The organism is Amycolatopsis thermophila, from assembly GCF_030814215.1.
Lineage (GTDB): Bacteria > Actinomycetota > Actinomycetes > Mycobacteriales > Pseudonocardiaceae > Amycolatopsis_E > Amycolatopsis_E thermophila.
Genome location: NZ_JAUSUT010000001.1, coordinates 7004254 through 7026727, shown reverse-complemented (window position 1 = coordinate 7026727; position 22474 = coordinate 7004254). Strand labels below are relative to the sequence as shown.

Genomic DNA, 22474 nt, shown 5'->3' with positions numbered 1-22474 from the left:
GGCAGACGATGGGGGTGTGTCACAGCAACCTCGTCGTCAGGACACTGGCGGCCGGCGGACCATCGTGCTGGTGCCGGTCACGCTGCTGTCGACCGCCGCGCTCGTGGCCACCGTTGTGACGGCGCTGGCCGGACGGCCCGCGATCGCCTCGGCGTGCGCTCTCGCCTTCCTGAGCGCGGCTGCAGTGCTCGTGGTGGAGCTGCTGGCCAGCGGCGGCTACCACTTCGAGGTCCGCCGGTACCTCGGCGGCTGGTGAGCCGTTCCGGAGTTGACGCGAGCCGACCCGCTGCACTGGCCGGCAAGTCGTAGCGGGCGTCGTGCGTCGATGCTCGCGCGGGGAGCACCGTGAGAGCAAGCGGGGAGTGGGACTGCACGCTGAACAAGGCTCAACGGACCTGAAGGACCCGCACTGACCTGCATGAGTCGTGTTTCCGCACGCCAGCGCGGGTTGTGTACGACTACGGCAATGGCAGAACGTGTTCGGGAGCCGATGTGTCACCGTGGCCGGTGGAAGATCAGCGGTTCCGACCGCGTGTGACGAGGCACGGAGACGGTCTTCGCCTCAATCCACGAGAGCACAGGTTCGAGCAGTGTCTTCAGGCGCCAGAGACCATCCGAGGGGTCGCGGGCCAGGACCAGGCGGCGAGCCGCTTCGACTGGACCGTGCTGGGCGAGCATGCTGCGGAACAACTTGGCGTCGTACCCCAGCCGAGCCAGCTCGGCCACGCCGCGCTGCATGTCGGCGGTGAACCGTCGGGCAAGTTCCGCACCGTGCTGAACGCCAGCCCGGACGAGGTGGCCCGGGCCCTCCGGTAGCGCGGATCTCGCGACGCGCGAGTGACGAGCTGACCCGAGACCCGAGTCTGAGCGCGGCTTGCTTTCGAGCGCGCTCGAAGCTTTAGCGTTGCGGTCATGACCACGACGAACGAGACGAAGACATGGATCATCACGGGCGCGAGTTCGGGCCTCGGCCTGGCGCTCGCCGAGGCGGCACTCGAGGTCGGCGAGCAGGTGATCGGGACCGCGCGACGGGCCGACCGGTTCGACGGGCTCAAGGCGCGGTACGGGGATCGGCTCCTCGCCATCGAGCACGATGTGCGTGACACGGTGGGAGCGGCCGCGGTCGTGCAGCGGGCGCTGGAGGTGTTCGGGCGCGTCGACGTGCTCGTCAACAATGCCGGTGCCGGACAGGTCGGCGCCGCCGAAGAGATCACGGATGCCGCGCTGCGGGCCATGCTCGAGCAGCACCTGTTCGGCCCGGCCGCCTATGTGCGTGCCGTGCTGCCCCACCTGCGGGAGCGTCGCTCGGGTGCGATCGTGCAGATGAGCAGCCAGGGCGGGCGGATGTCGTTCCCCGGCGTCGGCAGCTACTCAGCTGGCAAGTTCGCGCTCGAGGGCTGGTCGGAGGCGCTCGCGGGCGAGGTCGCACCGTTCGGCATCCGCGTCCTCATCGTCGAGCCCAGTCGCTTCCGCACCGCGTTCAACGCCGCCGACGTGCTCAACACAGCGCCGCAGAGCTCGACCTACGACGAGGTCCTCGGTGCCGTACGCGCGAACATGGCCGAGGCCGACGGCATCCAGGAGGGCGATCCGGCACGCGCCGCCCGGGTGATCCGCAACATGCTCGACACCCCCGACGCGCCGCTCCGCCTCCCGCTCGGTGCCGAGGCGGTTCGCAATCTCACCCGCGTCTACCGTGATGCACTCGACGATGTCGAGAAATGGGCGTCTGTGAGCGAATCGGCAGACTTCCCAGACACGCCGCCCGCGGTGCGCGCGTTCTGATCCTCGTACGATGTTGGCCGTGGCTACTGAAACGCTGATCGAACGCATCCTCACTGCCAGCGACGGGCCATCCTCATCGGCGATCGAGGCGCTGCACGAGCTGCTCGACGACGCCACGATCGAGGCCTCGGCGACGCCCAAGAGCGTCGCCGAGGCCGCCCGGCTTGTCGGCCTGCCGACGCACACCCTCCGGTACTACGAGCAGGAGGGACTCGTGCGGCCCGCTCGCAACGCCTCCGGGTACCGCGAGTACTCCGCGTTCGACCTGCGCCGCCTCGTCTTCCTCACCCGGATGCGCCTGTCCGGCATGACCATGACCGACCTCAAGCGCTACATCCGGCTCGTCGAGCAGGGCCCGAGCACCATTCCGGAACGCCGCCGCATCATGCTCGACCAGCAAGAGCGAATCACGCGGCAGATCCGTGAACTCAACCTGGCGCTGGAGACCACCAAGTACAAAATCCGCGTCTACAACGGACACCCGGAAGACTGACGGCCCTGCCCCGGTCAGGCACCGGCATCCGTGCCTGACCACTTTGTCGTGTCCATGGGTCTAGGGGTCTCCTCAGGATGGAGGGACGTCAGGTGCGTGCGTCCTGTTGCGCCTCGGTGTGCGCCGGTGGCACAGGCGGAACCATCGGTTCCAGCTCTAGCGGGTACAAGACCCGCGGCGCGGTTCCGCACCGAAGCCGCGGGAGCTTGCCCAGCTGCGGAATGGCCGCGGTGATCTCCCAGCCGTGCGGGCTCGGGTACTCCCGTGTGATGCCGACCCCTCCGTCGTACAGCCGCACCTGCAGCTCGGCCGGTACCGCGCGTGCGCGTATCGGGCCCAGCCGTCGAACATCGACCGCTCCACGCGGTCGCGCACCAGCACGTGCGCGTGCGGGCGGGGGAACGTCTGGTCCTGCTGCACCGCCAGGTGGGGCTCGGTGCCGCGCACCGCGAAGTGCCTGCCCAGCCTCCCGGCCGCCGCCGCGGCCGTCGACTCCAGCGCGCTCATCACCACCGACGCCAGCCCGGCATCACCGACAGCGTTGGCGCTGTAGAGCAGCAGAGCGACGCTCTCCGGTGCCTCGAGCACCACTTCCGGTGCCGGCGTCCGGACGATCGCGGGTGTGTGCATGGTCCTGTGTCACCCGGCCCCCGACACAAACCAAGCCGGAGCGTCGCCGGACCATCGTCGCCTCCAGGCCGTCTGCCGTAACCGGATGGGCGGCGGCGACCCGGACTGGCTCGACGTGTTCGAGCACCTGAGCGCGATCTACTCCACACTGTTCCTCGACTACACCAACGTGGCGCCGGCCGCGACGTGCGCGACCTCCCGGAGGGGGGATCGAGCCGGACCTCGCCGGAACGGACTACTACCGGGCCCAGCAGAACGCGATCCGGTACGGCGTCCGAGACGGCGAGGAGTACTGACGTGGCCGCCGAGGAGACACCAGAGCCCGACTGGGACCGCAGCGATCCCCTGTGGCGGCTGCGGGCGCACTTCTGGCTTTGCATGCACCCGCGCCGGCCGCTGCCACACGCACGGTGCGACGCGCCGGAGACCCTATGCGCGGCGCGTTCTACCTCGGTGTCGACCAGGACAAAGGCTTCCTGCTCTTCATGGCCCCGAGCCTGCCCAAACCACCGGCGACACCACCCTGACCGGGCAAGTCAGGTACGACTATATGGCCCACCCGCGCGAAATCCCGGCCAGTTACGAAGTGCCCATCGCTCAGGTTCGGCAGGCGGCGAGGGCTTTCTGGATCGCGAAGTCCTACCGGCCTGATCACTCTCGGCTCCGGGTCAGTGGGGTGCTGCAGGTCTTGACCACTGTGGGGGTCTATCCCGTGATCGGTGTTTCCGGCGGTTCGGTTAGTAGGTTTCGGCTCCCGGCCAGCGGTCACTGAAGGTGATGGCGAATGCGTTGATGACTGGCTTCCAGCGCATCGTCCATCGGGCGCGGCCGGTTCCGGTTGGGTCCAGGCTGCGAGTCACAAGGTACAGACACTTCATCGCGGCCTGCTCGGTGGGGAAAGGTCCGCGCGCGTGGATCGCTCGCCTGTAGCGGGCGTTCAGTGATTCAATCGCGTTCGTCGAGCAGATCATGCGTCGGATTTCAGCATCGTAGTCCAGGAACGGCACGAACTCTTCCCATGCGTTGCGCCACAGCCGAATCATCGCACCATATTTCTTGCCCCATTTCTCCTCGAGTTCATCCAACGAAGTGAGCGCAGCGCCAGGGTTCGGGGCCGTGTCGATAGGCTTGATATCCCGCTTGATCTCATCCCAGTGTTGCCGCGCAGCCAACCGGAACGTGTTGCGGATCAGGTGAACGACGCACGTCTGAACAATTGTTTGCGGCACACGTTCGTGACGGTTTCCGGGAGACCTTTAAGGCCGTCGCAGACGAGGAAGAACACGTCGCGGATCCCCCGGTTCTTCAGGTCGACAAGGACGCTCATCCAGAACTTCGCGCCTTCGCCGCCGATGCCCATCCACAGGCCCAGCACGTCCTTCTGCCCGTCCACGGTCACGCCTGTGGCTGCGTAGACCGGCCGGTTGGCGACGTGGCCGTCGCGAACCTTGACGTGGATAGCGTCGATGAACACAGCAACGTAGATCGCGTCGAGTGGCCGGTTGGCCCATTCCTGCATCTCGGCGACAACCTTGTCGGTGATCCGTGAGATCGTCTCCTTGCTCACCGACGCCCCATAAATCTCGCTGAAATGCGCGGAGATCTCGCCGGTGGTCATCCCTTTCGCACACAACGACAACACGATCTCGTCCACATCGGCAAGTCGACGTTGCCGCTTCTTGACGATCTGGGGCTCGAACGTGCTTTCCCGATCCCGCGGAACCTCGACTCGCACCTCGCCGGCCGCGTCCGAGATCACGGTCTTCGACCGAGTCCCGTTTCGCACGTTGGTCGATTCCCGGTCCGGCTCCGCCTGATTCTTCTCATGGCCGAGGTGCTCGGTCATTTCCTCGTTCAGCGCCGCTTCCAGCACGTTCTTGGTGAACAGCTTCAGCAGGCCGTCCGGGCCGGTCAACGGCGACAGCTGCGGCAGCTTCTCGTCACGCTTGCGTGGACTCACAAGGTCCGATGTCATCCTTACCGTGTGCGCAGGTGTTCGGGGCCTGTACCGGTTAGGGTCCGCAGCGCCCAGGGACGCCGGGTATGGCTGTGATGTCACCGCCGATGGGATGGCCATGAGTGATTGGCCGCCCGGCGTCCCGCGACGACTCGACCGCTGATTGGGATGCGCGATAAGGATCGCTGTGTAAGGACGCGACGGCGAGGTCGTCTGCTGGGGCTCTGATGTCCATGGTTCGAGGAGGAGGTGGCCGTGCCCGAACTCTGGGCCGGAATCGATGCAGGCGAGACCCACCACCACTGTGTGGTGATCGACGCCGACGGGGGCCGACTGCTGTCGCGACGAGTGTCCAACGAGGAGACCGCGCTGCTGGCCCTCATTACAGACGTGACGACGCTCGCAGGCCCAGTGCCGGTGACCTGGGCGGTTGACCTCAACCGCGGAGGTGCAGCTCTACTGTTGGCCCTGCTGGCCAAACACGATCAGCGCCTGCTCTACATCCCCGGCCGCACCATCTATCACGCTGCGGCCAGCTACCGTGGTGAGGGCAAGACCGATGGCAAGGACGCCGCGATCATCGCCGACCAGGCCAGAATGCGCCGTGACCTGCAGCCCCTGGTGCCTGGCGACGAACTCAGCGCCGACCTGCGCGTCCCCACCTCCCGGCGCACCGACCTGGTCTGTGACCGGACCCGTCACATCAACCGGCTGCGCGCCCAACGCGGCGAGTACTTCCCCGCTCTGGAACGCGCCTTCGACTACAGCGCCAGCAAGGCCGCCCTCGTCTTGCTCACTGGCTATCAAACGCCCGCAGCGCTGCGTCGCTGCGGCGAATCCGGGCTGGAAACCTGGTTGCGCAACCGCAAAGTTCGCAACGCCGCCTCGGTCGCCGCCACAGCGATCGAAGCCGCCAACGCACAACACACCACCATCGCCGGCCAGCAACCGGCGCGGACATGGTCGCCCGGCTCGCCAATGAGGCGCTCGCGCTCAACGCCGCGATCGCCGAACTCGACGCCCTCATTGAAAACCGGTTTCGTCAACATCAACACGCTGAAATCATCTTGAGCATGCCAGGGTTTGGTCCCTTGCTCGGCGCCGAGTTCCTCGCCGCCACCGGCGGTGACCTAACTCAGTTCATTGCCGACCGGCTCGCCGGGGTCGCCGGACTCGCTCCCGCACCCCGCGATTCCGGTCGGCTCAGTGGCAACCTGCGCCGACCTCGTCGCTACGACCGACGCCTGCTTCGAGTGCTTTTGCTTTCCGCTCTCACCAGCATCCGCTGGTGCCCAGCCTGCAAGATCTACTATGACCGAAAACGAGCCGGAGGAACGCGGCACGCCCAGGCCGTCATCGCCCTCGCCCGACGACGCCTGAACGTCCTCTGGGCCATGCTCCGAGACCGCACCGAATACCAAGCCATGCCACCAGCCGCAGCAGGTTGACAACATCATTGGGAATCACTCACAGTGCCCATCCCGCCGAACCTCAGCCCGGCGTGTCGGGCCGGAAACACCGATCTTGGAACAGACCCCAGGCGCGCGTGCTGTGGGCCGACTTCCTCGGAACCACCATCGAATGGTTCGACTACTACTCTACGGCGCCGCGGCGACCGTGGTGTTCAACAAGTTCTTCTTCCCGAGTCTGTCCTCCGTGGTCGGTACGATCGCCGCGTTCGGCACGCTCGGCGCGGGGTTCATCGTCCGGCCGCTCGGCGGGATCCTCTACGGACACGTCGGCGACAAGTTCGGCCGCAAACGCGTGCTGGTGTCCAGCATCTGGCTGATGGGCATCTCCACCGTCGCGTAGGTCGGCCTTCTTCCGACCTACGCGACGGTGGGGATCGTCGCACCGATCCTGTTGACGTTGCTGCGCCTGCTGCAGGGGCTCGCCGGCGGCGGCGAGTGGGGTGGTGCCGTGCTCATGTCGCTGCAGCACTACTCCTCGAGCCGGTGGCGAGCCGTCCCGGCCAGTGTGCCGCAGATCGGCGTCGGGCTGGGAATCGCATTGGCGACGGCGAGTTTCGCCGCGCTCACCGGGTACTTCGACGACGCGGCGTTGTTCGGCTGGGCGCGGCGCATCCCGTTCCTGGCGTCCAGTGTGCTCGTGGGGGTGGCGATCTGGATCCGGCTCGGCATCGACGAGAGTCCCATCTTCAAGGCGGCGCAGGAGAAACGGCGGCAGGCCAAGGAGAAGGAACGTCTGCCCATCATCGAGGTGTTCCGTAAGCACCCCGGCACGCTCGCGATCGGCATTCTGCTCGTGATCGGCCCGTACACGGCCAAGACGATCCTCAACTCCTTCGGCCCGGCCTACGCCGTGGAGGTGGGCTTCAGCCGTTCGACCGCGCTCAGCGTCGCCTCCGCCACCGCCTTGCTGTCTCTGCCTATCCCGCCGTTGGCGGCGACGTGGTCGGAGTCGATCGGCCGCAAGAAGGTGTACATCCTCGGCGCCGCGCTCACCGGGATCGCCTCGTTCGTCACGTTCTGGCTGGCCAACACCGGCGTCTACGGCGTGCAGTCCAGCTTCCTCGCCGAACTGTTCGGCGCGAAGACCCAGTACACCGGAACGTCGTTCGCCTACCAGGTGGGTGGCGTCGTCGGTGGCGGATTCGGCCCCGCGATCGCCGCGTCGCTGCTCGCATTCAGCGGCGGTGCCCCGAACAACCTGCTGTTCGGTTTCATGGCGCTGTGCTGCGTCGCCAGCGTGGTCGCGGCTGTGCTGGCGAAGGAGACCCGCCGCCGCGACCTGACCGAGGAATAGGCCTGACCGCCACCCGCGCGGTCCGGTCCCACTTGCGGGATCGCCCCTCGCGGGTGGCGAGCTGCCTGCCGCCGGCCCACTGGCCGGACCGCGGCGTTGGGCGGGCCGCCCCGGCCGCGGTCTTGCGCACAGTCCTACAGGTCGCGCGGCGCTGGAGTTTCTCAACGCGCAGGAGGACGACATCGTGGTCGCCGGCGCGCAGGACGTCGTGCGGCGAGCACTCGAACCACGCTGGCTGCCGCCCCGTCCAGGAGAACGGCGTCGTCGGTCACGGTCAGCCCGAGGCCGGCGAAGCGGTCTTCGGTCTTCGACGCGAGGCGGCGGCAGAGCGATCCCTGCCCCGCGCCCAGCACCGACAGGCCGAGGCGCGGCCGCCCGGCGAGGACCGGCCAGGTCGTCGACGTGTGCTGTACGCATACGGATACCAGCGGCGGAGCCAGTGACACCGTGGTGAAACTGCTCATCGCCAAACCCACCGGGATGCCCTTGATGGCCGCGCACACCGCGACCACGCCGGTGGGGAACGCCCCGTAGGCGTCGCGCAGTTCGGTGGCGGTCAGTCCTGCTGCCATGCCGCCCGACGCTAGCCTGGTCTCGCCCGCGCGGTGATCCGTTTCACGACAGGCCGGCCCGTTCAGCGACAAGAAATTGCTGTCGCTTTCTGGATCGCCGCGACGCCGAGCGGATCGGCCGCGCACCGCCCCCGATCTAGCGTGATGCCGACGCACCTACTCACTCGGAGGTTGGGCCCATGGGCGCGCTCAGCAACGACGCGGGCACTATCAAGTTCGTGCACACCTACGGGGTCGGCCTGCACTCGTCGGAAACCGAACCGGATGTGCACGATCCGGGCTGGCAACGTCTCCAGATCGAGGAGTTCGTCGATTTCGCGACGTACGCCGAGGAGCTCGGGTTCGACGGGATCACCGTGACCGAGCACCACGCCCCGCTGATGACGTGCCCGTCCCCGCATCTGTTGGTGGCCGCGGCCGCGATGAGGACGAGCCGGATCCGGCTTGGCACCGCGGTGACGGTGCTGCCGTTGTACAGCCCGATCCGGGTCGCGGAGGAGGCCGGGACGCTGGACTTGCTCAGCGGCGGCCGGTTCGAGCTCGGGCTTGGACGGGGCATCCCCGGCGAGGCGCAGATCGCCGTCGGCCGGGAGCTGACCGACGAGGAACTCAAGCAGGCGTGGGTGGAAGGCCTCGAGGTCGTCAACCTCGCCCTGACCGAGCGAGACTTCACCTACGACGGCAAGTTCTTCCCGGTCACGCGGCCCACCACGATCGCCACCCGCCCCTTGCAGGACAGGTTGCCGGTGTGGCTGGGCGGCGCCAGCAAGGAGACGATGGCGCTGGCAGGTGCGCACGGCTGGAACGTGATGCGCAACTTCGGTAGCGACCAGGACCACCGGGAGGCGCTGGAACACTACGTCAAGGTCGCCGCGGACAACGGCTACACCCGCTCGGGCGGGAACATGATGCTGGAACGTTTCGTGGCCATCGGCGAGACCGAGGAGCAGGCCCAGGGGAACCTCGGGAAGCTGGTGCGTTCCTTCGGCCAGTTCCTGTCGTTGTTCACCGCCGGCGGACGCCGGGTGGTCCCCGAGACCGACGGCGAGTTCGCCCTCGACAACAAGAAGAACCGGCCTGCAATGGCGATTTCCGGTACGCCGGACCAGATCGTGGACGCGCTGCAGGAGACGATCGACGCGACCGGTGCTCGTCGCGTGCTCGTCGAAACCTTCACCCGCGAAGAAGCGCGTTTGTTCGCGCGTGAGGTGATCCCGGTACTGAAGGAGCGAAATGCCACAGCGAGCTGACGCCGCAGTCCGCCTCGCCGACCAGGGCTACTTCTGGTTGGGGGTGAACTACGAGCAGCGCGACGGCCAGACCGTCGTCGATGGCAGCCAGCTCTACGTCGAGTACCAGATACCGGAGGAACAGACCCAGCCTCACCCGGTGGTGCTGATCCACGGCGGCGGCGGGCAGGGCCTGGACTGGCTGGGCACGCCCGACGGCCGTCCCGGCTGGCGCACTCTGCTCGTCCAGAGGGGGTTCGCGGTCTACGTCGTCGACCGGCCGGGGCACGGCCGCTCACCGGTCCGGTGGAACGGCGCCACGTCCGGTCTGGCCCCCTCCGTGGAGAGCCTCGGCCGGCTCTTCTCCGGGGCCGGTAATCCCGCGCACACGCAGTGGCCGGACGAGGATGACGTGCTGGCCCAGTTGCTCGCGTCCCAGGTCGCGGTTCCCGGTGACCTCGCGGCCGACCACGCGGTGATGCGCCGGCGTGGCGGGGAGCTGCTCGACCGCATCGGGCCGTCGATCGTGATGACCAGTTCCGCGGGTGGCCCGTCCGGCTGGCTGATGGCGGACGAGCGGCCCAGGCTCGTCCGCGCGCTGGTCGCACTGGAGCCCCTGGGCCCGAGCGGGCCGATCCCGTTGCCCTGGGGACTGACGGCGAGCCCGATCACCTACGAGCCACCCGCTTCCGGTCCGCACGACCTGGGGCTGACCGACGTGGTGGGCGAAGCCGGCGAACCGACGGTGCGGCTGCAAAGCGATCCGCCGCGCAAGCTCCCGAACCTCGCCGACCTCCCGATCGCCATCGTCTCGGGTGAGCAGTCGTTCGCCGGGCCGATGGACGCCGGGACGTTCGCCTTCCTCCAGCAGGCCGGGTGCCGTCGGGCCGAGCACCTGCGCCTGGGGGAGATGGGCATCCACGGCAACGGGCACCTGATGATGCTGGAGCGCAACAACGAGGAGGTGCTCGACGCCGTCCTCACGTGGCTCGGGAAGCGCCTGTCCTGATCGGTCAGGAGCCGCGGAGCGTGGCCGACGGCGGGACCCCGTACCGCTCCTGGTAGGCGGCGGCGAACCGGGGCACGTGGGCGAACCCCCAGTTGAACGCGATGTCGGCGACCGTCGTCCCGGGCGGAGCCGACTTCAGTTCTTCGTGCGCCCGCGCGAGCCGCACACTCCGCAGGTACTCGTGTGGGGAGCAGCCCACGTACTCCTTGAAGTACCGCTGCAGCGACCTGGCGGTGACTCCGGCCTCCAAGGCCAGGCGGTCGAGCGGCAGGGCGGCGGACGGGTCGCGTTCGATCAGGTCGAGCACCCGCTTGACCGAGGCCGGCCGGCGCGGCGCGGACCGGTGTTGTTCGAGCTCGCCGGTGTAGTTGTGCGGCTGCGCGAGCAACAGGCCGGTCATCAGGAAGGACGCCCACGGGTGCCCGGCGGCCGTGCCGGCCAGGCCCCCGGGCTCCTCCAGGTCCCGCACCAGCAGCTGCACGGCCTGCGACCAGGACGCAGCGGCGGGGTCGGTGAGGTCCATCCTCGGGTGGAACCGGATCGGCCCCGGAACCGGCCGCCCCAGAAGCTCCTCGAGCTGACGCTCCAGGGCATACCGTTCCACTCGCACGTGGAGCTGGCGGTAGCCGTTGCTCAGCTGCATCTCGGCCAGCATCCGCGGGGACAGGATTCCCGCTGTCCGGGCGTCGAGGACCACCTCCTCGCCACCCGTGCGCAACAGGTTGGTGCCGGCCAGCGCGAGGTTCACGTCGTAGTAGTCGACCTGCTCGGTCAGCTGGACCTGAAGTTCAGCGCCGGCGGTCCGGCCGTAAACGAGGGTGACCGGGCCCAGGCCGGCCATCGCCAGATCGTTCTCCAGCGCGGCCACCCTTCCCGCGGGCGCCAGCTTGTGCGGGGTGAGGCACCGCCCCACCGCCACGCGGAACTCGTCCACGTCAGCAGTGCGCAGCACTGAAAAACGCTCGAGCATCGTCACGGCGACCTCGCTGCCTTCCCGGTGATGCTGCTCTCCGGAGGATCATAGACCGCCGGGAGCCCGGGCGGTCGAGCAGCGAGCGGCCCCGCGCAGGGTCTGGGATGGGCACACGCCGTACTGCTGCTGGTAGGCGCCGCCGCGAAGCGCGAGACATGACCGAAGCCCCAACGGCAGGCGATCTCGGCGACGGTGGCCCCGTTTCGCGCGGCGAGGTCGCGGTGTGCGTGGGCGGGTGGTGACGCCGGCTTCCTCGGCGAGGCGGGTCAGGGACAGATCCGAGGCGGGCTGGGTCTCGATGAGATCGACGACGCGTCTGACCCGCGAGCGAACGGCGGGAGAGACGCCGGGCCGAGCCAGTGCCGAGCTGTAGTTGTGCGGCTGGGCGCGAAGAAGTCCCGAGATGAGGAAGTCGGCCCACGAATCGGCGCCGCCACCCCGGCTCAGCCCCGCCGGGGCGTGGAGGTCCTGCACGAGCAGGCCGACCAGCCGGACCCAGGACACCCCGGCGGGCGCGGTCAGGTCCATCTCCGGCTGGAAACGCACCGGCCGGTTGACCGGCCTGCCCAGCATCCGCTCGAGGTTCCGCCGCAGGGCGGACGTCTCGATGCGGACGTGCATCTGCGTGTACCGCTCGCTGAGGTGCATCCGCGCGCGCATCCGTGGCGAGGTGACGGCTCCGGTCCGGCGGCTCAGCCGGCTCGCTCGCCTTCGCATTCGAGGAAGTTCGTTCCGGCCACCGCGAGATGGACATCGTAGTAGGACAGCGCGTCGGTCAGTTGGACGTGCACGTCACCGCCACGATGCCGTCCGTAGACCAGTGACACCGGCTCGACCACCGCGACGTCGAGATCCGACTCCAACTCCGGCACCTCGACGACTCGCTTGTACGGGGTCAGCGCCCGCGACGTGTGGGCACGGGACTGCTCGTATCCGGCCCCGCGGAACGCCGCGTACGAGGCGGGGAGGGCGGGAACCAGCGTGTTGTCCAGCACGGGAATCATGGTCGGCAGGAGAGCCGGTCGGCGGTGGTCGTCATGTTGCTCACTGGTTGCTGAACGCGGAGTCGAACGATGCGTCCGGCAAGGGCCACAACAGTTCCCGGATGCGATGCACCGCTTCCGCGGCGCCGTGCAGGCGATCCATGGCGGCGTCTTCCCACTCCACCGAGATCGGGCCGTGGTAGCCGATCGCCGCGAGAGCGCGGAACGCGTCCTCACACGGCACGTCGCCGTGTCCGGGGGAGACGAAGTCTCAGCCGCGGCGCGGGTCGCCCCAGGGCAGGTGCGAGCCGAGGATGCCGGACCGTCCGCTGGCAGGGCGGATGCGCGTGCCCTTGCGGTCGACGTGGTAGATCGGGTCGGCGAAGTCGGTGATGAAGCCGACGGTGTCGATGCCCTGCCACAGCATGTGCGACGGGTCCCAGTTGAAGCCGCACGCCGCACGCCGCCCGATCGCTTCGAGCGTGAGGACGCTTGTCCAGTGGTCATAAGCGATTTCGGACGGGTGCACCTCGTGCGCGAAGCGGACACCTTCGCTGTCGAAGACGTCGAGGATCGGGTTCCAGTGGCGGGCGAAGTCCTCGTAGCGCCTCCTTCACCCTGACCCCGCGCCTGTTCCCCGACGAGGTCCGCTACACCGCAACCGCGCTGGCCACCAACATCTCCGTCGTCATCGCCGGTGGCACGGCGACCTACGTCGCCACCCGGCTCGTCCAGCAGACCCACAACCTGCCTGATCGGCCTGATCGCGATCGCCACCATGCGCAAGCGGCTGTTGTTGGAGTTCGCGTCGCCGAGCCGGCGATGAGGGCGGCTCTCGACGACGTCGTGGCACGGCGACTGAACGCGGGCACGGCGGTTCCCGCGTTCACCTGCTACGGCACGGACACCGCACTGGCCGTCGTCGACGCGGCCGAACGGCTGCGGCTGCCCGTTGTGCTCCTGGTCGCCCCGTCCTCGGCGGGACAGGCCACGGGACCGAAGCTGATCCGCACGCTGCGGCACATCGTCGACGACGCGGCAGTCGAGGTCTGCGTCCGACTCGACCACGCGAAGGACGAGGCCCTGATCCGCCGCGCGATCGAAGCTGGCGCCGATTCGGTCCTCGCCGACGGCTCCCACCTGCCGCCGACGGCCAACGCCGAGTTCGTGCGGCAAGTGCGGGAGTTCGCGGCACCGCTCGGCGTCGTGGTGGAAGCCGAACTGGGCAGCGTGCCCGGTGACGAGGCCCGCGCCGCAGCCCCAGAGACGGCCACGGCCGGCAAGACCGATCCGGCGACGGCGCGGCCGTTCCTGAACGCCTCCGGCGCCCAGCTCCTCGCCTGCGGGGTGGGCAACGTCCACGACAAGTACTCCGGTGTACCCGCACTGGACTGGCCACGGCCGGCTGCCGTCCCGGAACAGGCGGGGGCCCGTGGCGCTGGTCCTGCACGGCGCGTCCGGCCTTTCCGAAACCGACCTGCGCGAGGCACCAGGGGCCGGGATCGGGAAGGTCAACGTCAACACCGAACTCCGAACCGCGATGCTGGTGACGATCGAACGCGAGATCACTGGTTGCCGCGGGGCCGGTGAGGACATGCTGACGTTGGCCGGTGCTGTCGCCGGCGCAGCAGCAACGTCGCCCACGACGTGTTGTCCCTGCTCACAGCGAGGTCGGGGCCGAACGGAAAACCCGGGTAGAGAGAGGCCGGCTCGTTTTTCGCACACTGGGCGACCGAAGGCTGAGTTCGTTCCGACCGACAGGGCGCTCACTCCGCCGGCCAACACCTCCACAACCGCGAACAACCGCTCCCGTCCGGCACTGGTCGGATGCTGGGCCAGCGCGGAATACGCTGGAAGCGGGTGGTTGCCGACCGCAGCGCGGCAGTTCGTGCTCCGCACCGCGACCGCTCGATCACAATCCGGTGGCTGTCCCGTCCGTGCCGGGAACCGCGTCGTGCTCAGCCTTCAGCGCCACCTGGGTGCGCCGGGGGCGCGGACGCCGGCGAGCTCGCTGGATCGCGAGCCCGGCCGCGCCACGTCGAGGATGTTCGGTTACAGCCACTCACACCTGCCTCGGCGCGCCACTGGCTCGTCTCGAGGCTCGGATGCTCGTCGAGACCCCTGGCCGGCCGGTTTCCCCGGCTTGCGGCTCGCCCCGGTCGGCTGCGCCCGCGCCATGGTGCGGCGGACGTCCTTCTTCAGCTCCCCTTCGCGTCTGGCGCGTGGAGCCCGGCGAGCCGCGAGCGGGACCCCGAATGGGCCGCCGTGAGGAGCGCGTCGAGGTCGCCGTGGGTCGGGGTGCGGGGGTTCGCGTACGGCTGCGCCAGGACCTGCTCGATGACCTCGGGCAGGTCGGCTTCGCGCAGCCCGAGCTCGGCCAGTGACCGGGGCGCGCCCACCGCGGTCGCGAGGTCGGCCAGGGCGCGGGCCGGGTGGTCGGTCCGCAGTGCCCGGCACAGGGCGGCGTGGGCGGCCGGTGCGGCGGGCAGGTTGAAGGCCGCCACGTGCGGGAGCACCACGGCGTGCGTCGGCGCGTGCGGCAGGTCGAAGGTGCCGCCCAGGACGTGGCAGAGCTTGTGGTGCAGCGACATCGTGGTCGCCCCCAGGCAGGCGCCGCACAGCCAGGCGCCGCGCAGGGCCTCCGAGCGCGCGTCGCGGTCGGACGGATCAGCCGCGATGGCGGGCAGGGCCGCGGCCAGGCACCGGATGCCCTCTTCGGCGAACAGTTCGATCACCGGTGACGTGTCGGGCGCGTAGAGGGACTCGACCGCGTGGGCGATCGCGTTGATCCCGCTGGTGCCGGACAGGGCAGCCGGGAGGTCCGTGGTGAGGTCGGGGTCGTAGAGCACGCTGCGGGGCAGGACGGCGGGATCGCGGCCGGTGCGTTTCCGCCTGGCGTCGGTGATGCCCCAGATCGGTGTCATCTCGGAGCCGGAGTAGGTCGTGGGCACGGCGACGACCGGCAGGCCGGTCTCGAGGGCGATCGCCTTGCCGAGCCCGATGGTCGAGCCGCCACCGATCGCGACACAACCATCGGCGTCGACCTCGCGGGCCTGGTTCCGTCCCGCGGCGGCGACCTCGGCGGGCACGTGCATCCGGGCGCCCGCGAACACACCCGCCGCCCGGTCGCCGAGCAGGCCGGCGACGCGGTCGGCCAGCGTGCGCTGGTTCGGCGTGGCCAGCACGAGGAGCCTGTGCAGCCCGAGCTCGGAGACCTCGGCGTGCAGGTCGGCGAGCCGCCCGGGGCCGAAGACCACCCGCATGGGCAGTGCCTGGTAGGTGAACGCGCCGGCCGTCACGCCCGCTCCTCGAGCACGATGTCGAACTGTGCGTGGACGAAGGGTGCCGTCACCCCGAAGGTTGCCGCGGCCTCGTCGTCGTCCGATTCGGCGAAGTCCACCAGCAGGCTCTGCTTGACCGCGAACACGGCGTCGGAGTCGATGTAGGGGCTGCCGGCGACGAAGGCGTGGGTGGTGAGTTCCTCGTAGCCGGAGGCGGTGACGAGGAAGTGGACGTGGGCGGGGCGGTACGGGTGCCGCTTGGTCGCCTGCAGCAGTCGCCCGACCGGTCCGTCGGTGGGAATGGGGTAGTGGCTGGGCACGACCGTGCGGAACCAGTACCGGCCCTGGTCGTCGGCGGTGAACAAGCCGCGGCCGTTGCCGGCGGGCTGCACGTCTGGCTGCTGGACGTCGTAGAAGCCCTCCTCGTTGCACTGCCACACGTCGATCTCCGCACCGGCCACCGGCTGGCCGCCGGTCCCGAGAACGCGGCCGGACACCACGCAGGGGCGCGGCCCGCCCAGGAGGTCGATCGAGTCGCCGAGGGCGCGGCGGGGGGACTCGGTCATGTGGAACGGTCCGAGCACGGTGCTGTCGGTCCCCGTCTGCTGCGCGTTCATCGTCTCGACCAGCATCGACACGCCGAGCACATCGGACAGCAGGATGAACTCCTGCCGGGTGCCGGTGCAGGTCTGGCCGACCTCGGTGAGGAACTCGATGGCCTGGTTCCACTCGGCCAGGGACGGGCGGACCTCTCGCACGAAGTCGTGCAGGTGCCGCGTCAGGCTTTCCAGAACGCCGCGCAGGCGGGCGTCCGGTGTGTTCCGGAAGCTGTCCACCACCGTCGGGGTGGCGGTTTCCACGGAGAAGTCCACGGGGTGAGGCCTTTCTCTTATCGGGTGGTCGCGGCGCCTACTCGGACACGTCGGCCGCTTCGAAGTGGCGCACCTGTGGCGCGCCGTCGAAGTAGTGTGCGACGTGCTCGGCGAACCGGCGTCCCGCCTCGCTGCCGGGGAAGGTCTCGAGGTGGTCGGCCAGCGTCCGCCAGGTGACCTGGAGCAGGTAGGAGGAGGGCTGCTCGGCGTCGCGGAACAGACCGGCCGAGACGCAGCCGTGCGCGCCTGTGAGGATCGGCCGCCCCTTCTCGAACGCCTGTTCGAACTCGTGCTCCCGTCCGGGAAGGATCCGGAGGTAGGCGTACTCGACGATCATGCAAGGCTCCTCGTTCGTCGGCGGATGTGGGCCGAACCTAGATCCCCGCGCCGCCGCGGGCGAGCCGCTTCGTGTCGGCTGCCGGCCGGATCGCGAAAGTGACCGGGTTCGTTTTCCGGCCGGCGAGTGCGTGAACCGGCTTGCGACGCCCCCCGGCACTCCTAGCGTGGGCACGACGGGCGAGTTTGACAGCACCCCGCCCGCCCGAAGACCATGACAGTGGCGTCTGATCAGCGAAAAGGGGCGCACATGCACAGCACGGAGGCGACCGCGCCGCGGTTCACCCTCATCCCGGAGGCCGGTCACGGACCGGCCACTCCGCGAGGTTTTCGCGAGTTGTGCCACGCCGCGCCGTTCGACGTGTTCCGGGAGCGGCTCAACGAGGTGTTCTACCCGGCCCGGGTCACACCGGCCGGCCGGGCGGAGGGGGAGCTCCCCCTGTCCCGGCTCAGTGCCACGCGGCTGGAACACCTGACGCTCGGCCTGGTCCGGTTCGGTGTGGAGACCACCGTCGATCCGGGGGCGCTCGGTGCCTACCACGTGAACGTCCCGCTCTCGGGTGTCGTGGCCACCCAGTGCGGACGGCAGGAGATGACGGCCGTTCCCGGCCGCGCCGCCGTCTTCACGCCACGTGAGCACACCTTCCTGCCGCGCTGGGGCGAGGACGCCATGCAGCTGTGCGTCAAGATCTCCCGCCGCGTGCTGGAGGAGGAACTGGAGGCGGTGCTCGGCCACCCGGTCGGCTCCTGGGTCCGCTTCGCGCTCGAGCTCGACGTCGAGCGCGGCGCGGGCAAGAGCTGGCTGGACACACTGGGTCTGCTGCTGTCCGAACTCGGCAATCCCGAGAGCCTGGTGCACCGGTCCGACCGGCACCGGGAGTACCTGGAGCGGATGGTCATCGGCGGGCTCGTGCTGGCGCAGCATCACGACTACGCGAACGAGCTGCGCGACCCGGCTCCGCCGTCCCGGCCGCGCACCGTCAAACGCGTGGTCGAGGCGGTGGATGCCGCCCCGGAAAAGCCGTGGACGCTGGGTGATCTGGCGCAGTTGGCCGGCGTGAGCGGGCGCCGGCTGCAGCAGGGTTTCCGGGAGCACCTGGGCGTGTCCCCCAGTGCGTACGTGCGCGCTGTCCGGCTGGACCGGGTACACGGCGACCTCGTCGCCGGCGCCGCCTCGGTCGCGGAGGTGGCCCACCGATGGGGCTTCGTCAACCTCGGGCGGTTCGCGCAGGCGTACCGGGAGCGGTTCGGCGAGGCGCCGTCGGAGACTTTGCGCCGCACCCGTTAGCGCGCGGGACGAAGCGTCCACTTCGGACTAGCCGCGTTTCGTCATCCGGCCATCGCGCGTCGCGATCAGGGCAGACAGGCCGGAAAATCCGCCTACTGTTGCTGCTACCCCGCCCCGAGGAGCGGGTGACGTCAACGAAGATGAGCGGAGACCTTGCCATGACCGCATTGATGGATTCGCCGTCGCTGAACGAGGCGACCGCCCCCGACACCGAGATCATCGCCCGCGCCACCGCGCTGATCCCGCTGATCGAACAGCACGCGGAGGCCGGTTCCGAACAGCGCCGGGTCGTGCCCGAGGTGATGCGGGCCCTCGAGGAAGCCGAGCTGCTGAAGATCATGGTGCCGCGACGCCTGGGCGGTCTCGGCGCCAACCTGCGGACGGCGATGGAGGCCATCGCCGAGATCGGCCACGGTGACGGTTCGACCGCGTGGGCGGCCGCGCTGCTGAACGTGTGCACCTGGTTCGCGACGACGTTCTCCGACCAGGCGCAGGAGGAGGTGTTCGGCGCGGACCCGAACGCCCGTGCCTGCGGCATCTTCTCCCCGCCGCTGAAGTCCGAGCGCGTCGACGGGGGCTACCTGGTCAGCGGGCGCTGGGCGTACGCGTCGGGTTCCTTCGCGGCGACGTGGGGCACGCTGGGGATCAAACTCGACGTGCCGGAGGGGCGCAACCCCATGGCACTGGCACTGATCCCGTCGAGCGCCTGGCGGATCGAGCCGACCTGGTTCGTCGCCGGCATGAAGGGATCGGGCAGCGACACCATCGTCGTCGAGGACCACTTCGTGCCCGACCACCGGATCCAGAGCTTCACCGACATGGTGGAGGGCCGCTACGCGACCTCCCACAAACCGGACGAGCAGAACTCGAACATGGCCTTCATCCCGGTGGCCGCGCTGATCCTGGTCGCCGCCCAGCTCGGTCTGGCCCGCCACGCCATGGACGTGACGCTGGCGAAGCTGCCGTCGAAGAACGTGGCGTACACCTTCTACACCAACGCGCGGAACTCGACGATCCACCAGGTCGATGTCGCCGAGGCGGCCACCCGGTTCGACCAGGCGGAGCTGCTGATGCGGCGTGCCACGGCCGATGTGGACGGTGCGGCCGCCGGCCGCGTCCTGCTGGACCGGCTCATCCGCGGCCGGGTCCGGATGGACACCGGCATGATCGGTGAGCTGGTCAAGGAGGGCATCGACCGGCTGATGAGCGCCAACGGTGCGTCCTCCTTCGCCGACGCCAACGTGCTCAGCCGCATCTGGCGGGACTCGGAGATCGCCGGCCGGCACGCCCTGGTGATGCCGCAGGTGGGCAAGGAAGCCTACGGCCGCCTGCTCCTCGGCGCGGACGAGCCGCTGAACATCGACGTCTGACCGGGCAACCGTCGGACCAGGGAGGTGAGGTAATCGTGATTCCGGTGGAACCGGCCGAGGTGGACGCGCGGGTGTTGCGTCAGGCGTTCGGTAGCTTTCCCAGCGGGGTGATCGCGGTCTGCGCTCTGCACCAGGGTGCACCGACCGGGATGGCGGTCAGCTCGTTCACCTCGGTGTCCTTGGCGCCTCCACTGGTGTCGGTGTGTGTGCAGAACACCTCCTCCACCTGGCCCAAGCTGCGGGAGCGGCGGCGCCTCGGCGTGAGCGTGCTGGCCGAAGACCAGGATCGGGCGTGCCGCGCCCTGTCCAGCAAGGACGGCGACCGGTTCGCGAACGTCGCCTGGTACGCCGGGGACGACGACGCGGTCTTCGTGCGAGGCGCGGCGGCGTGGTTCGACTGCTCGGTCGAAGACGAGCTGCCTGCCGGTGACCACGTGATCGTGCTGCTGCGCATCCACGGTCTGGCCACCGAGCCGGACGTGGCGCCGCTGGTGTTCCACGGCAGCCGCTTCCGCCGCCTCGACGATCGCGGCGACCTGGTGGTCTCGCCGTGAGCGTGGAAGCGCCGCCCGCGGTGCTGGACCCGGCTGCCGGCCGGGTCCAGCACGCCCTCCGGGCTCTCGCGGCCGGCGAACCGATCGTCCTCGTCGACGATGTGCGGCGCGGCGGCGAAGGTGCGCTGGTCCTGCCCGCCGGGGCGGCGACGCCGCACTGGATCGCCTTCCTCGTGCGGCACACGACCGGCTTCCTGCGGGTGGCGATGGAGGAGGAGGCGTGCGACCGGCTCGAACTCCCGTTGATGCGGCGCGACCGCACCGACCGGTTCGGCAGCGCGCTGTGCGTGACCGTCGACGGAGCCGACGTCGGTACGGGTATCTCGGCGACCGCCCGGGCGCGGACGATCAAGGCGCTCGCCCGGCCGGATTCGCATCCTGGTGAGTTCATCCGTCCCGGGCACGTCGTGCCGGTGCGCGCGCGGAACGGCGGGTTGTCCGCGCGGGAGGGTCGGGCCGAGGCCGTCGTGGACCTCATGCGCCTGGCCGCTCTGGCTCCCGCGGGCGTGTTCAGCGAGATCGTGGCGTCCGAGCTGACGGGGGAGACCGCGCGGGGCCGCGAACCGGCGCGGTTCGCCGCCGAACACGAGCTGGCTTGCGTGTCCGTTTCCGACGTGGTCGCCTGCCGGCGCCGGTCGGATCCTCAGCTGGTCCGCACCGGCGACACTCCCGCAGGTGAGGCGTTTCCCGGGGTGCGGCTCGTGACGTACCGCGGCACCGCCGACGAGGCCGGTCACCTGGCGATCGTCGCCGGCGATCCCCGTGGCGCACCGGTCGTCGTGCATCGCGAGTGCGTCGACGGCAACGTGCTGGGACTGTCCACCTGCGACTGCGGAATCCGGTGGCGCGATGCCGTCGAATCGGTCGTCAGGTCCGGGCGGGGCATCGCGATCTCCATCCGTCTGCCGGACGCGTCACCGGCCTGCCCCGCCCGCGACCTCGGGACCGACCCCAGGGTGGCGGCGGTGGCCGAGCGGATCGTCCAGGATCTGCGGGGGTGATCAGCCGGGCTCGGCGGAGGCCCAGGCTCCGAGTCGCTTCAGCTTCACGATCGGCATCCGGTGGTTCACCGAGACGGCGGCGACGCCCCGGCCGTTCCGGCGCCACTGCAGAAGCGCGGAGCGCTCACGCGGGTCACCGGCGAGCACGGTCGGCGCCGGACCGTCGGGGATCTCGCCGCTGATCTTGATGTCGAGCCCGAACTGCTCCGTCCAGTAGTAGGCGTCCGGCCGCGGCAACGTCGCAACCTCACCGTGCAGCAGCGTCGCAGCCGCGACCTGTCCCTGGATCACCGCGCTGGTCCAGTGCGGGGAGCGCCGGAACTCCCCGCCTGGCCGCCCGGAGACCGTGACGTCGCCCGCGGCGACGATATCCGGGGCGACCCGGCACCGGTCGTCGACGACGAGGCCTCCGCGCAGTGGGAGCCCGCTGTCGGCCAGCCACCCGGTGCCGGGGACATCGCCCACGGCGGAAACCACCACGTCGGCCGTGAGTACCCGGTCACCGATCCGCACACCGGTGACTTCCTGGCCGCCGGCGAGCTCTACCGCACGGGTGGCCCGGACGAACCGCACACCTCGATCGCGTGCGGCTCCGACGACGAGGTCGGCCAGCCATCCGCCCAGCAGCCGCCGCAGAGGCGGATCACGGTCGACGACGGTGACGGCGAGACCGAGATCGGTGCAGGTGGAGGCGACCTCCATGCCGAGGAAACCCGCACCGACGACGATCACCGAACCGGCCGTGGCGATCCGGCCGGCCAGCCGCGTCGCGTCGTCGAGGGTCCGGACCACGTGCTCACCGGCCTGCCCTGGACGGGCCAGCCGGCGGGCGCGGGCGCCGGTGGCGATCACCAGCCCGTCGTAGGGCACTTCGTCGCCGTCGTCGCAGACCACGCGCCGCCGGTCCACCCGGAGACCGGCCGCACGGGTACCCAGGCGAAGGCTCACCTCGCCGTCCAGGGGCGGAAGGAGCGCCGAATCCGGGGTCTCCTTCCCGCACAGGACGCCCTTGGACAGTGGCACTCGTGAGTACGGGGCCGAAGTCTCCTCGGACAGGACGGTGATGTCACCGTCGAAACCCCGCACGCGAAGCGCCTCCGCGGCGGTGACGGCTGCGATCGAGCCGCCGACCACCACGATCCGGCGCAGGGACGAACTGGTCACCAAGCGTCCCTCACCGCCGCACCCGGAGGGCGGCCACGGGACAAACCCGCACGCCCGCCTCCGCCTGGACGCGCAGCTCGGGGACGATGTCCTCCGGCACGAGCAGCTCCACTTCACCTTCGTCGTCGAGCCGGAAGATCTCCGGAGCGGCCTGCTCGCACAAACCGTGCCCCTCGCAACGGTGGCGGTCGATCTCGATGCGGACCATCGT

The 22474-nt window shown here is 69.7% G+C and carries 24 protein-coding genes and 3 pseudogenes; 15 read left to right on the top strand and 12 right to left on the bottom strand.

Annotated features, from left to right (window positions below; genetic code table 11):
- The first annotated feature begins 16 nt into the window (after nt 1–16).
- The 3 genes from FB470_RS34345 (at nt 17) to FB470_RS34335 (ending at nt 2278) form a co-directional block, all read left to right on the top strand.
- Nucleotides 17–256 (top strand): hypothetical protein, encoded by a 240-nt coding sequence (locus FB470_RS34345; protein WP_306998466.1) that lies wholly within the window; start codon nt 17–19, stop codon nt 254–256.
- Nucleotides 257–912: 656 nt separating this feature from the next.
- Nucleotides 913–1785 carry an SDR family NAD(P)-dependent oxidoreductase gene (locus FB470_RS34340; protein ID WP_306998464.1) on the top strand — a complete coding sequence of 291 codons (873 nt, stop codon included), beginning with the start codon at nt 913–915 and terminating at the stop codon, nt 1783–1785.
- A 19-nt stretch (nt 1786–1804) separates the two neighbouring features.
- Nucleotides 1805–2278, top strand: coding sequence for a MerR family transcriptional regulator (locus FB470_RS34335; RefSeq protein WP_306998462.1), 474 nt, complete (start codon nt 1805–1807; stop codon nt 2276–2278).
- Between the two features lie 156 nt (nt 2279–2434).
- Here FB470_RS34335 and FB470_RS34330 read toward each other — a convergent pair whose 3' ends face one another.
- Nucleotides 2435–2908, bottom strand: coding sequence for a hypothetical protein (locus tag FB470_RS34330; protein WP_306998460.1), 474 nt, complete (start codon nt 2906–2908; stop codon nt 2435–2437).
- On the opposite strand from FB470_RS34330, the gene FB470_RS35950 reads away from it, so the two are divergent.
- Complete coding sequence (locus tag FB470_RS35950) at nt 2907–3680, top strand: Imm1 family immunity protein (RefSeq protein ID WP_370876722.1); 774 nt, start codon at nt 2907–2909, stop codon at nt 3678–3680. The two genes, FB470_RS34330 and FB470_RS35950, sit on opposite strands and share 2 nt — an antisense overlap.
- On the opposite strand, the pseudogene FB470_RS34325 reads toward FB470_RS35950, so the two are convergent.
- Nucleotides 3646–4883 (bottom strand): annotated as a pseudogene (locus tag FB470_RS34325) (IS256 family transposase). The gene FB470_RS35950 and the pseudogene FB470_RS34325 overlap by 35 nt on opposite strands.
- Before the next feature lie 231 nt (nt 4884–5114).
- On the opposite strand from FB470_RS34325, the pseudogene FB470_RS34320 reads away from it, so the two are divergent.
- The 3 genes and pseudogenes from FB470_RS34320 to FB470_RS34310 all read left to right on the top strand — a co-directional run bounded on the left by FB470_RS34320 (nt 5115) and on the right by FB470_RS34310 (nt 7631).
- A pseudogene (locus FB470_RS34320) lies at nt 5115–6313 on the top strand (IS110 family RNA-guided transposase).
- Nucleotides 6314–6446: 133 nt separating this feature from the next.
- Nucleotides 6447–6677, top strand: a complete 231-nt coding sequence (locus FB470_RS34315) for a hypothetical protein (protein ID WP_306998458.1) — start codon at nt 6447–6449, stop codon at nt 6675–6677.
- A gap of 27 nt (nt 6678–6704) precedes the next feature.
- Nucleotides 6705–7631 (top strand): MFS transporter, encoded by a 927-nt coding sequence (locus tag FB470_RS34310; RefSeq protein WP_306998456.1) that lies wholly within the window; start codon nt 6705–6707, stop codon nt 7629–7631.
- A gap of 161 nt (nt 7632–7792) precedes the next feature.
- Here FB470_RS34310 and FB470_RS34305 read toward each other — a convergent pair whose 3' ends face one another.
- Nucleotides 7793–8203: a flavin reductase family protein gene (locus FB470_RS34305; RefSeq protein ID WP_306998454.1), complete on the bottom strand. Its 411-nt coding sequence runs from the start codon at nt 8201–8203 to the stop codon at nt 7793–7795.
- Nucleotides 8204–8382: 179 nt separating this feature from the next.
- Between FB470_RS34305 and FB470_RS34300 the strand changes: the two genes are divergently transcribed.
- Together FB470_RS34300 and FB470_RS34295 are read left to right on the top strand one after the other, a co-directional pair.
- The gene (locus FB470_RS34300; protein WP_306998452.1) at nt 8383–9453 is read left to right on the top strand and encodes an LLM class flavin-dependent oxidoreductase; all 1071 of its coding nucleotides are present in this window, start codon (nt 8383–8385) and stop codon (nt 9451–9453) included.
- Nucleotides 9437–10441, top strand: coding sequence for an alpha/beta fold hydrolase (locus FB470_RS34295; protein ID WP_306998450.1), 1005 nt, complete (start codon nt 9437–9439; stop codon nt 10439–10441). Before FB470_RS34300 ends, FB470_RS34295 begins: the two co-directional genes overlap by 17 nt.
- A gap of 4 nt (nt 10442–10445) precedes the next feature.
- Here the strand turns inward: FB470_RS34295 and FB470_RS34290 are convergent, their stop codons facing one another.
- From FB470_RS34290 to FB470_RS34275, 4 genes and pseudogenes are all read right to left on the bottom strand, one after another.
- Nucleotides 10446–11393 carry an AraC family transcriptional regulator gene (locus tag FB470_RS34290; protein WP_306998448.1) on the bottom strand — a complete coding sequence of 316 codons (948 nt, stop codon included), beginning with the start codon at nt 11391–11393 and terminating at the stop codon, nt 10446–10448.
- A gap of 66 nt (nt 11394–11459) precedes the next feature.
- Nucleotides 11460–12074, bottom strand: coding sequence for an AraC-like ligand-binding domain-containing protein (locus tag FB470_RS34285; protein WP_306998446.1), 615 nt, complete (start codon nt 12072–12074; stop codon nt 11460–11462).
- A 32-nt stretch (nt 12075–12106) separates the two neighbouring features.
- Nucleotides 12107–12418 carry a hypothetical protein gene (locus FB470_RS34280; protein ID WP_306998444.1) on the bottom strand — a complete coding sequence of 104 codons (312 nt, stop codon included), beginning with the start codon at nt 12416–12418 and terminating at the stop codon, nt 12107–12109.
- A gap of 40 nt (nt 12419–12458) precedes the next feature.
- A pseudogene (locus FB470_RS34275) lies at nt 12459–13001 on the bottom strand (sugar phosphate isomerase/epimerase family protein); the annotation flags it as partial.
- 218 nt (nt 13002–13219) lie between these two features.
- On the opposite strand from FB470_RS34275, the gene FB470_RS34270 reads away from it, so the two are divergent.
- Both FB470_RS34270 and FB470_RS35945 read left to right on the top strand, forming a co-directional pair.
- Nucleotides 13220–13987 carry a class II fructose-bisphosphate aldolase gene (locus FB470_RS34270; RefSeq protein ID WP_306999616.1) on the top strand — a complete coding sequence of 256 codons (768 nt, stop codon included), beginning with the start codon at nt 13220–13222 and terminating at the stop codon, nt 13985–13987.
- Entirely contained in the window at nt 13875–14666 is a 792-nt protein-coding gene (locus FB470_RS35945) for a hypothetical protein (RefSeq protein ID WP_370876721.1), read from the top strand. Before FB470_RS34270 ends, FB470_RS35945 begins: the two co-directional genes overlap by 113 nt.
- On the opposite strand, the gene FB470_RS34265 is transcribed toward FB470_RS35945, so the two are convergent.
- Genes FB470_RS34265 through FB470_RS34255 form a run of 3 tightly spaced genes read right to left on the bottom strand, consistent with a single transcriptional unit; the run spans nt 14596 to nt 16887 of the window.
- Nucleotides 14596–15696, bottom strand: a complete 1101-nt coding sequence (locus tag FB470_RS34265; RefSeq protein WP_306998442.1) for a maleylacetate reductase — start codon at nt 15694–15696, stop codon at nt 14596–14598. The two genes, FB470_RS35945 and FB470_RS34265, sit on opposite strands and share 71 nt — an antisense overlap.
- The gene (locus FB470_RS34260) at nt 15693–16550 is read right to left on the bottom strand and encodes a dioxygenase family protein (protein WP_306998440.1); all 858 of its coding nucleotides are present in this window, start codon (nt 16548–16550) and stop codon (nt 15693–15695) included. Before FB470_RS34260 ends, FB470_RS34265 begins: the two co-directional genes overlap by 4 nt.
- Before the next feature lie 37 nt (nt 16551–16587).
- On the bottom strand, nt 16588–16887 hold the full coding sequence (locus FB470_RS34255) for an antibiotic biosynthesis monooxygenase family protein (RefSeq protein WP_306998438.1): 300 nt from the start codon (nt 16885–16887) through the stop codon (nt 16588–16590).
- 249 nt (nt 16888–17136) lie between these two features.
- Here FB470_RS34255 and FB470_RS34250 point away from each other — a divergent pair, with 249 nt between their 5' ends.
- The 4 genes from FB470_RS34250 to FB470_RS34235 all read left to right on the top strand — a co-directional run bounded on the left by FB470_RS34250 (nt 17137) and on the right by FB470_RS34235 (nt 21099).
- The gene (locus FB470_RS34250) at nt 17137–18174 is read left to right on the top strand and encodes an AraC family transcriptional regulator (RefSeq protein ID WP_306998436.1); all 1038 of its coding nucleotides are present in this window, start codon (nt 17137–17139) and stop codon (nt 18172–18174) included.
- Nucleotides 18175–18332: 158 nt separating this feature from the next.
- The gene (locus FB470_RS34245; protein WP_306998434.1) at nt 18333–19544 is read left to right on the top strand and encodes an acyl-CoA dehydrogenase family protein; all 1212 of its coding nucleotides are present in this window, start codon (nt 18333–18335) and stop codon (nt 19542–19544) included.
- Between the two features lie 35 nt (nt 19545–19579).
- Entirely contained in the window at nt 19580–20098 is a 519-nt protein-coding gene (locus FB470_RS34240) for a flavin reductase family protein (protein WP_306998432.1), read from the top strand.
- A complete protein-coding gene (locus FB470_RS34235; RefSeq protein WP_306998430.1) occupies nt 20095–21099 on the top strand; it encodes a 3,4-dihydroxy-2-butanone-4-phosphate synthase in 1005 nt (334 codons plus the stop codon). Before FB470_RS34240 ends, FB470_RS34235 begins: the two co-directional genes overlap by 4 nt.
- Here the strand turns inward: FB470_RS34235 and FB470_RS34230 are convergent, their stop codons facing one another.
- Both FB470_RS34230 and FB470_RS34225 read right to left on the bottom strand, forming a co-directional pair.
- The gene (locus FB470_RS34230; RefSeq protein ID WP_306998428.1) at nt 21100–22263 is read right to left on the bottom strand and encodes an NAD(P)/FAD-dependent oxidoreductase; all 1164 of its coding nucleotides are present in this window, start codon (nt 22261–22263) and stop codon (nt 21100–21102) included.
- Between the two features lie 10 nt (nt 22264–22273).
- The gene (locus FB470_RS34225) at nt 22274–22471 is read right to left on the bottom strand and encodes a ferredoxin (RefSeq protein ID WP_306998426.1); all 198 of its coding nucleotides are present in this window, start codon (nt 22469–22471) and stop codon (nt 22274–22276) included.
- Nucleotides 22472–22474: the final 3 nt, after the last annotated feature.

What these genes read in the sequence shown, in the direction of transcription:
- FB470_RS34340 (WP_306998464.1), top strand. Translation starts at nt 913, where the DNA reads ATGACCACGACGAACGAGACGAAGACATGGATCATCACGGGCGCGAGT.
- FB470_RS35950 (WP_370876722.1), top strand. Translation starts at nt 2,907, where the DNA reads ATGGTCCTGTGTCACCCGGCCCCCGACACAAACCAAGCCGGAGCGTCG.
- FB470_RS34330 (WP_306998460.1), bottom strand. Translation starts at nt 2,908, where the DNA reads ATGCACACACCCGCGATCGTCCGGACGCCGGCACCGGAAGTGGTGCTC.
- FB470_RS34315 (WP_306998458.1), top strand. Translation starts at nt 6,447, where the DNA reads ATGGTTCGACTACTACTCTACGGCGCCGCGGCGACCGTGGTGTTCAAC.
- FB470_RS34305 (WP_306998454.1), bottom strand. Translation starts at nt 8,203, where the DNA reads ATGGCAGCAGGACTGACCGCCACCGAACTGCGCGACGCCTACGGGGCG.
- FB470_RS34300 (WP_306998452.1), top strand. Translation starts at nt 8,383, where the DNA reads ATGGGCGCGCTCAGCAACGACGCGGGCACTATCAAGTTCGTGCACACC.
- FB470_RS34295 (WP_306998450.1), top strand. Translation starts at nt 9,437, where the DNA reads ATGCCACAGCGAGCTGACGCCGCAGTCCGCCTCGCCGACCAGGGCTAC.
- FB470_RS34285 (WP_306998446.1), bottom strand. Translation starts at nt 12,074, where the DNA reads ATGCGCGCGCGGATGCACCTCAGCGAGCGGTACACGCAGATGCACGTC.
- FB470_RS34280 (WP_306998444.1), bottom strand. Translation starts at nt 12,418, where the DNA reads ATGATTCCCGTGCTGGACAACACGCTGGTTCCCGCCCTCCCCGCCTCG.
- FB470_RS34270 (WP_306999616.1), top strand. Translation starts at nt 13,220, where the DNA reads ATGAGGGCGGCTCTCGACGACGTCGTGGCACGGCGACTGAACGCGGGC.
- FB470_RS34255 (WP_306998438.1), bottom strand. Translation starts at nt 16,887, where the DNA reads ATGATCGTCGAGTACGCCTACCTCCGGATCCTTCCCGGACGGGAGCAC.
- FB470_RS34250 (WP_306998436.1), top strand. Translation starts at nt 17,137, where the DNA reads ATGCACAGCACGGAGGCGACCGCGCCGCGGTTCACCCTCATCCCGGAG.
- FB470_RS34245 (WP_306998434.1), top strand. Translation starts at nt 18,333, where the DNA reads ATGACCGCATTGATGGATTCGCCGTCGCTGAACGAGGCGACCGCCCCC.
- FB470_RS34225 (WP_306998426.1), bottom strand. Translation starts at nt 22,471, where the DNA reads ATGGTCCGCATCGAGATCGACCGCCACCGTTGCGAGGGGCACGGTTTG.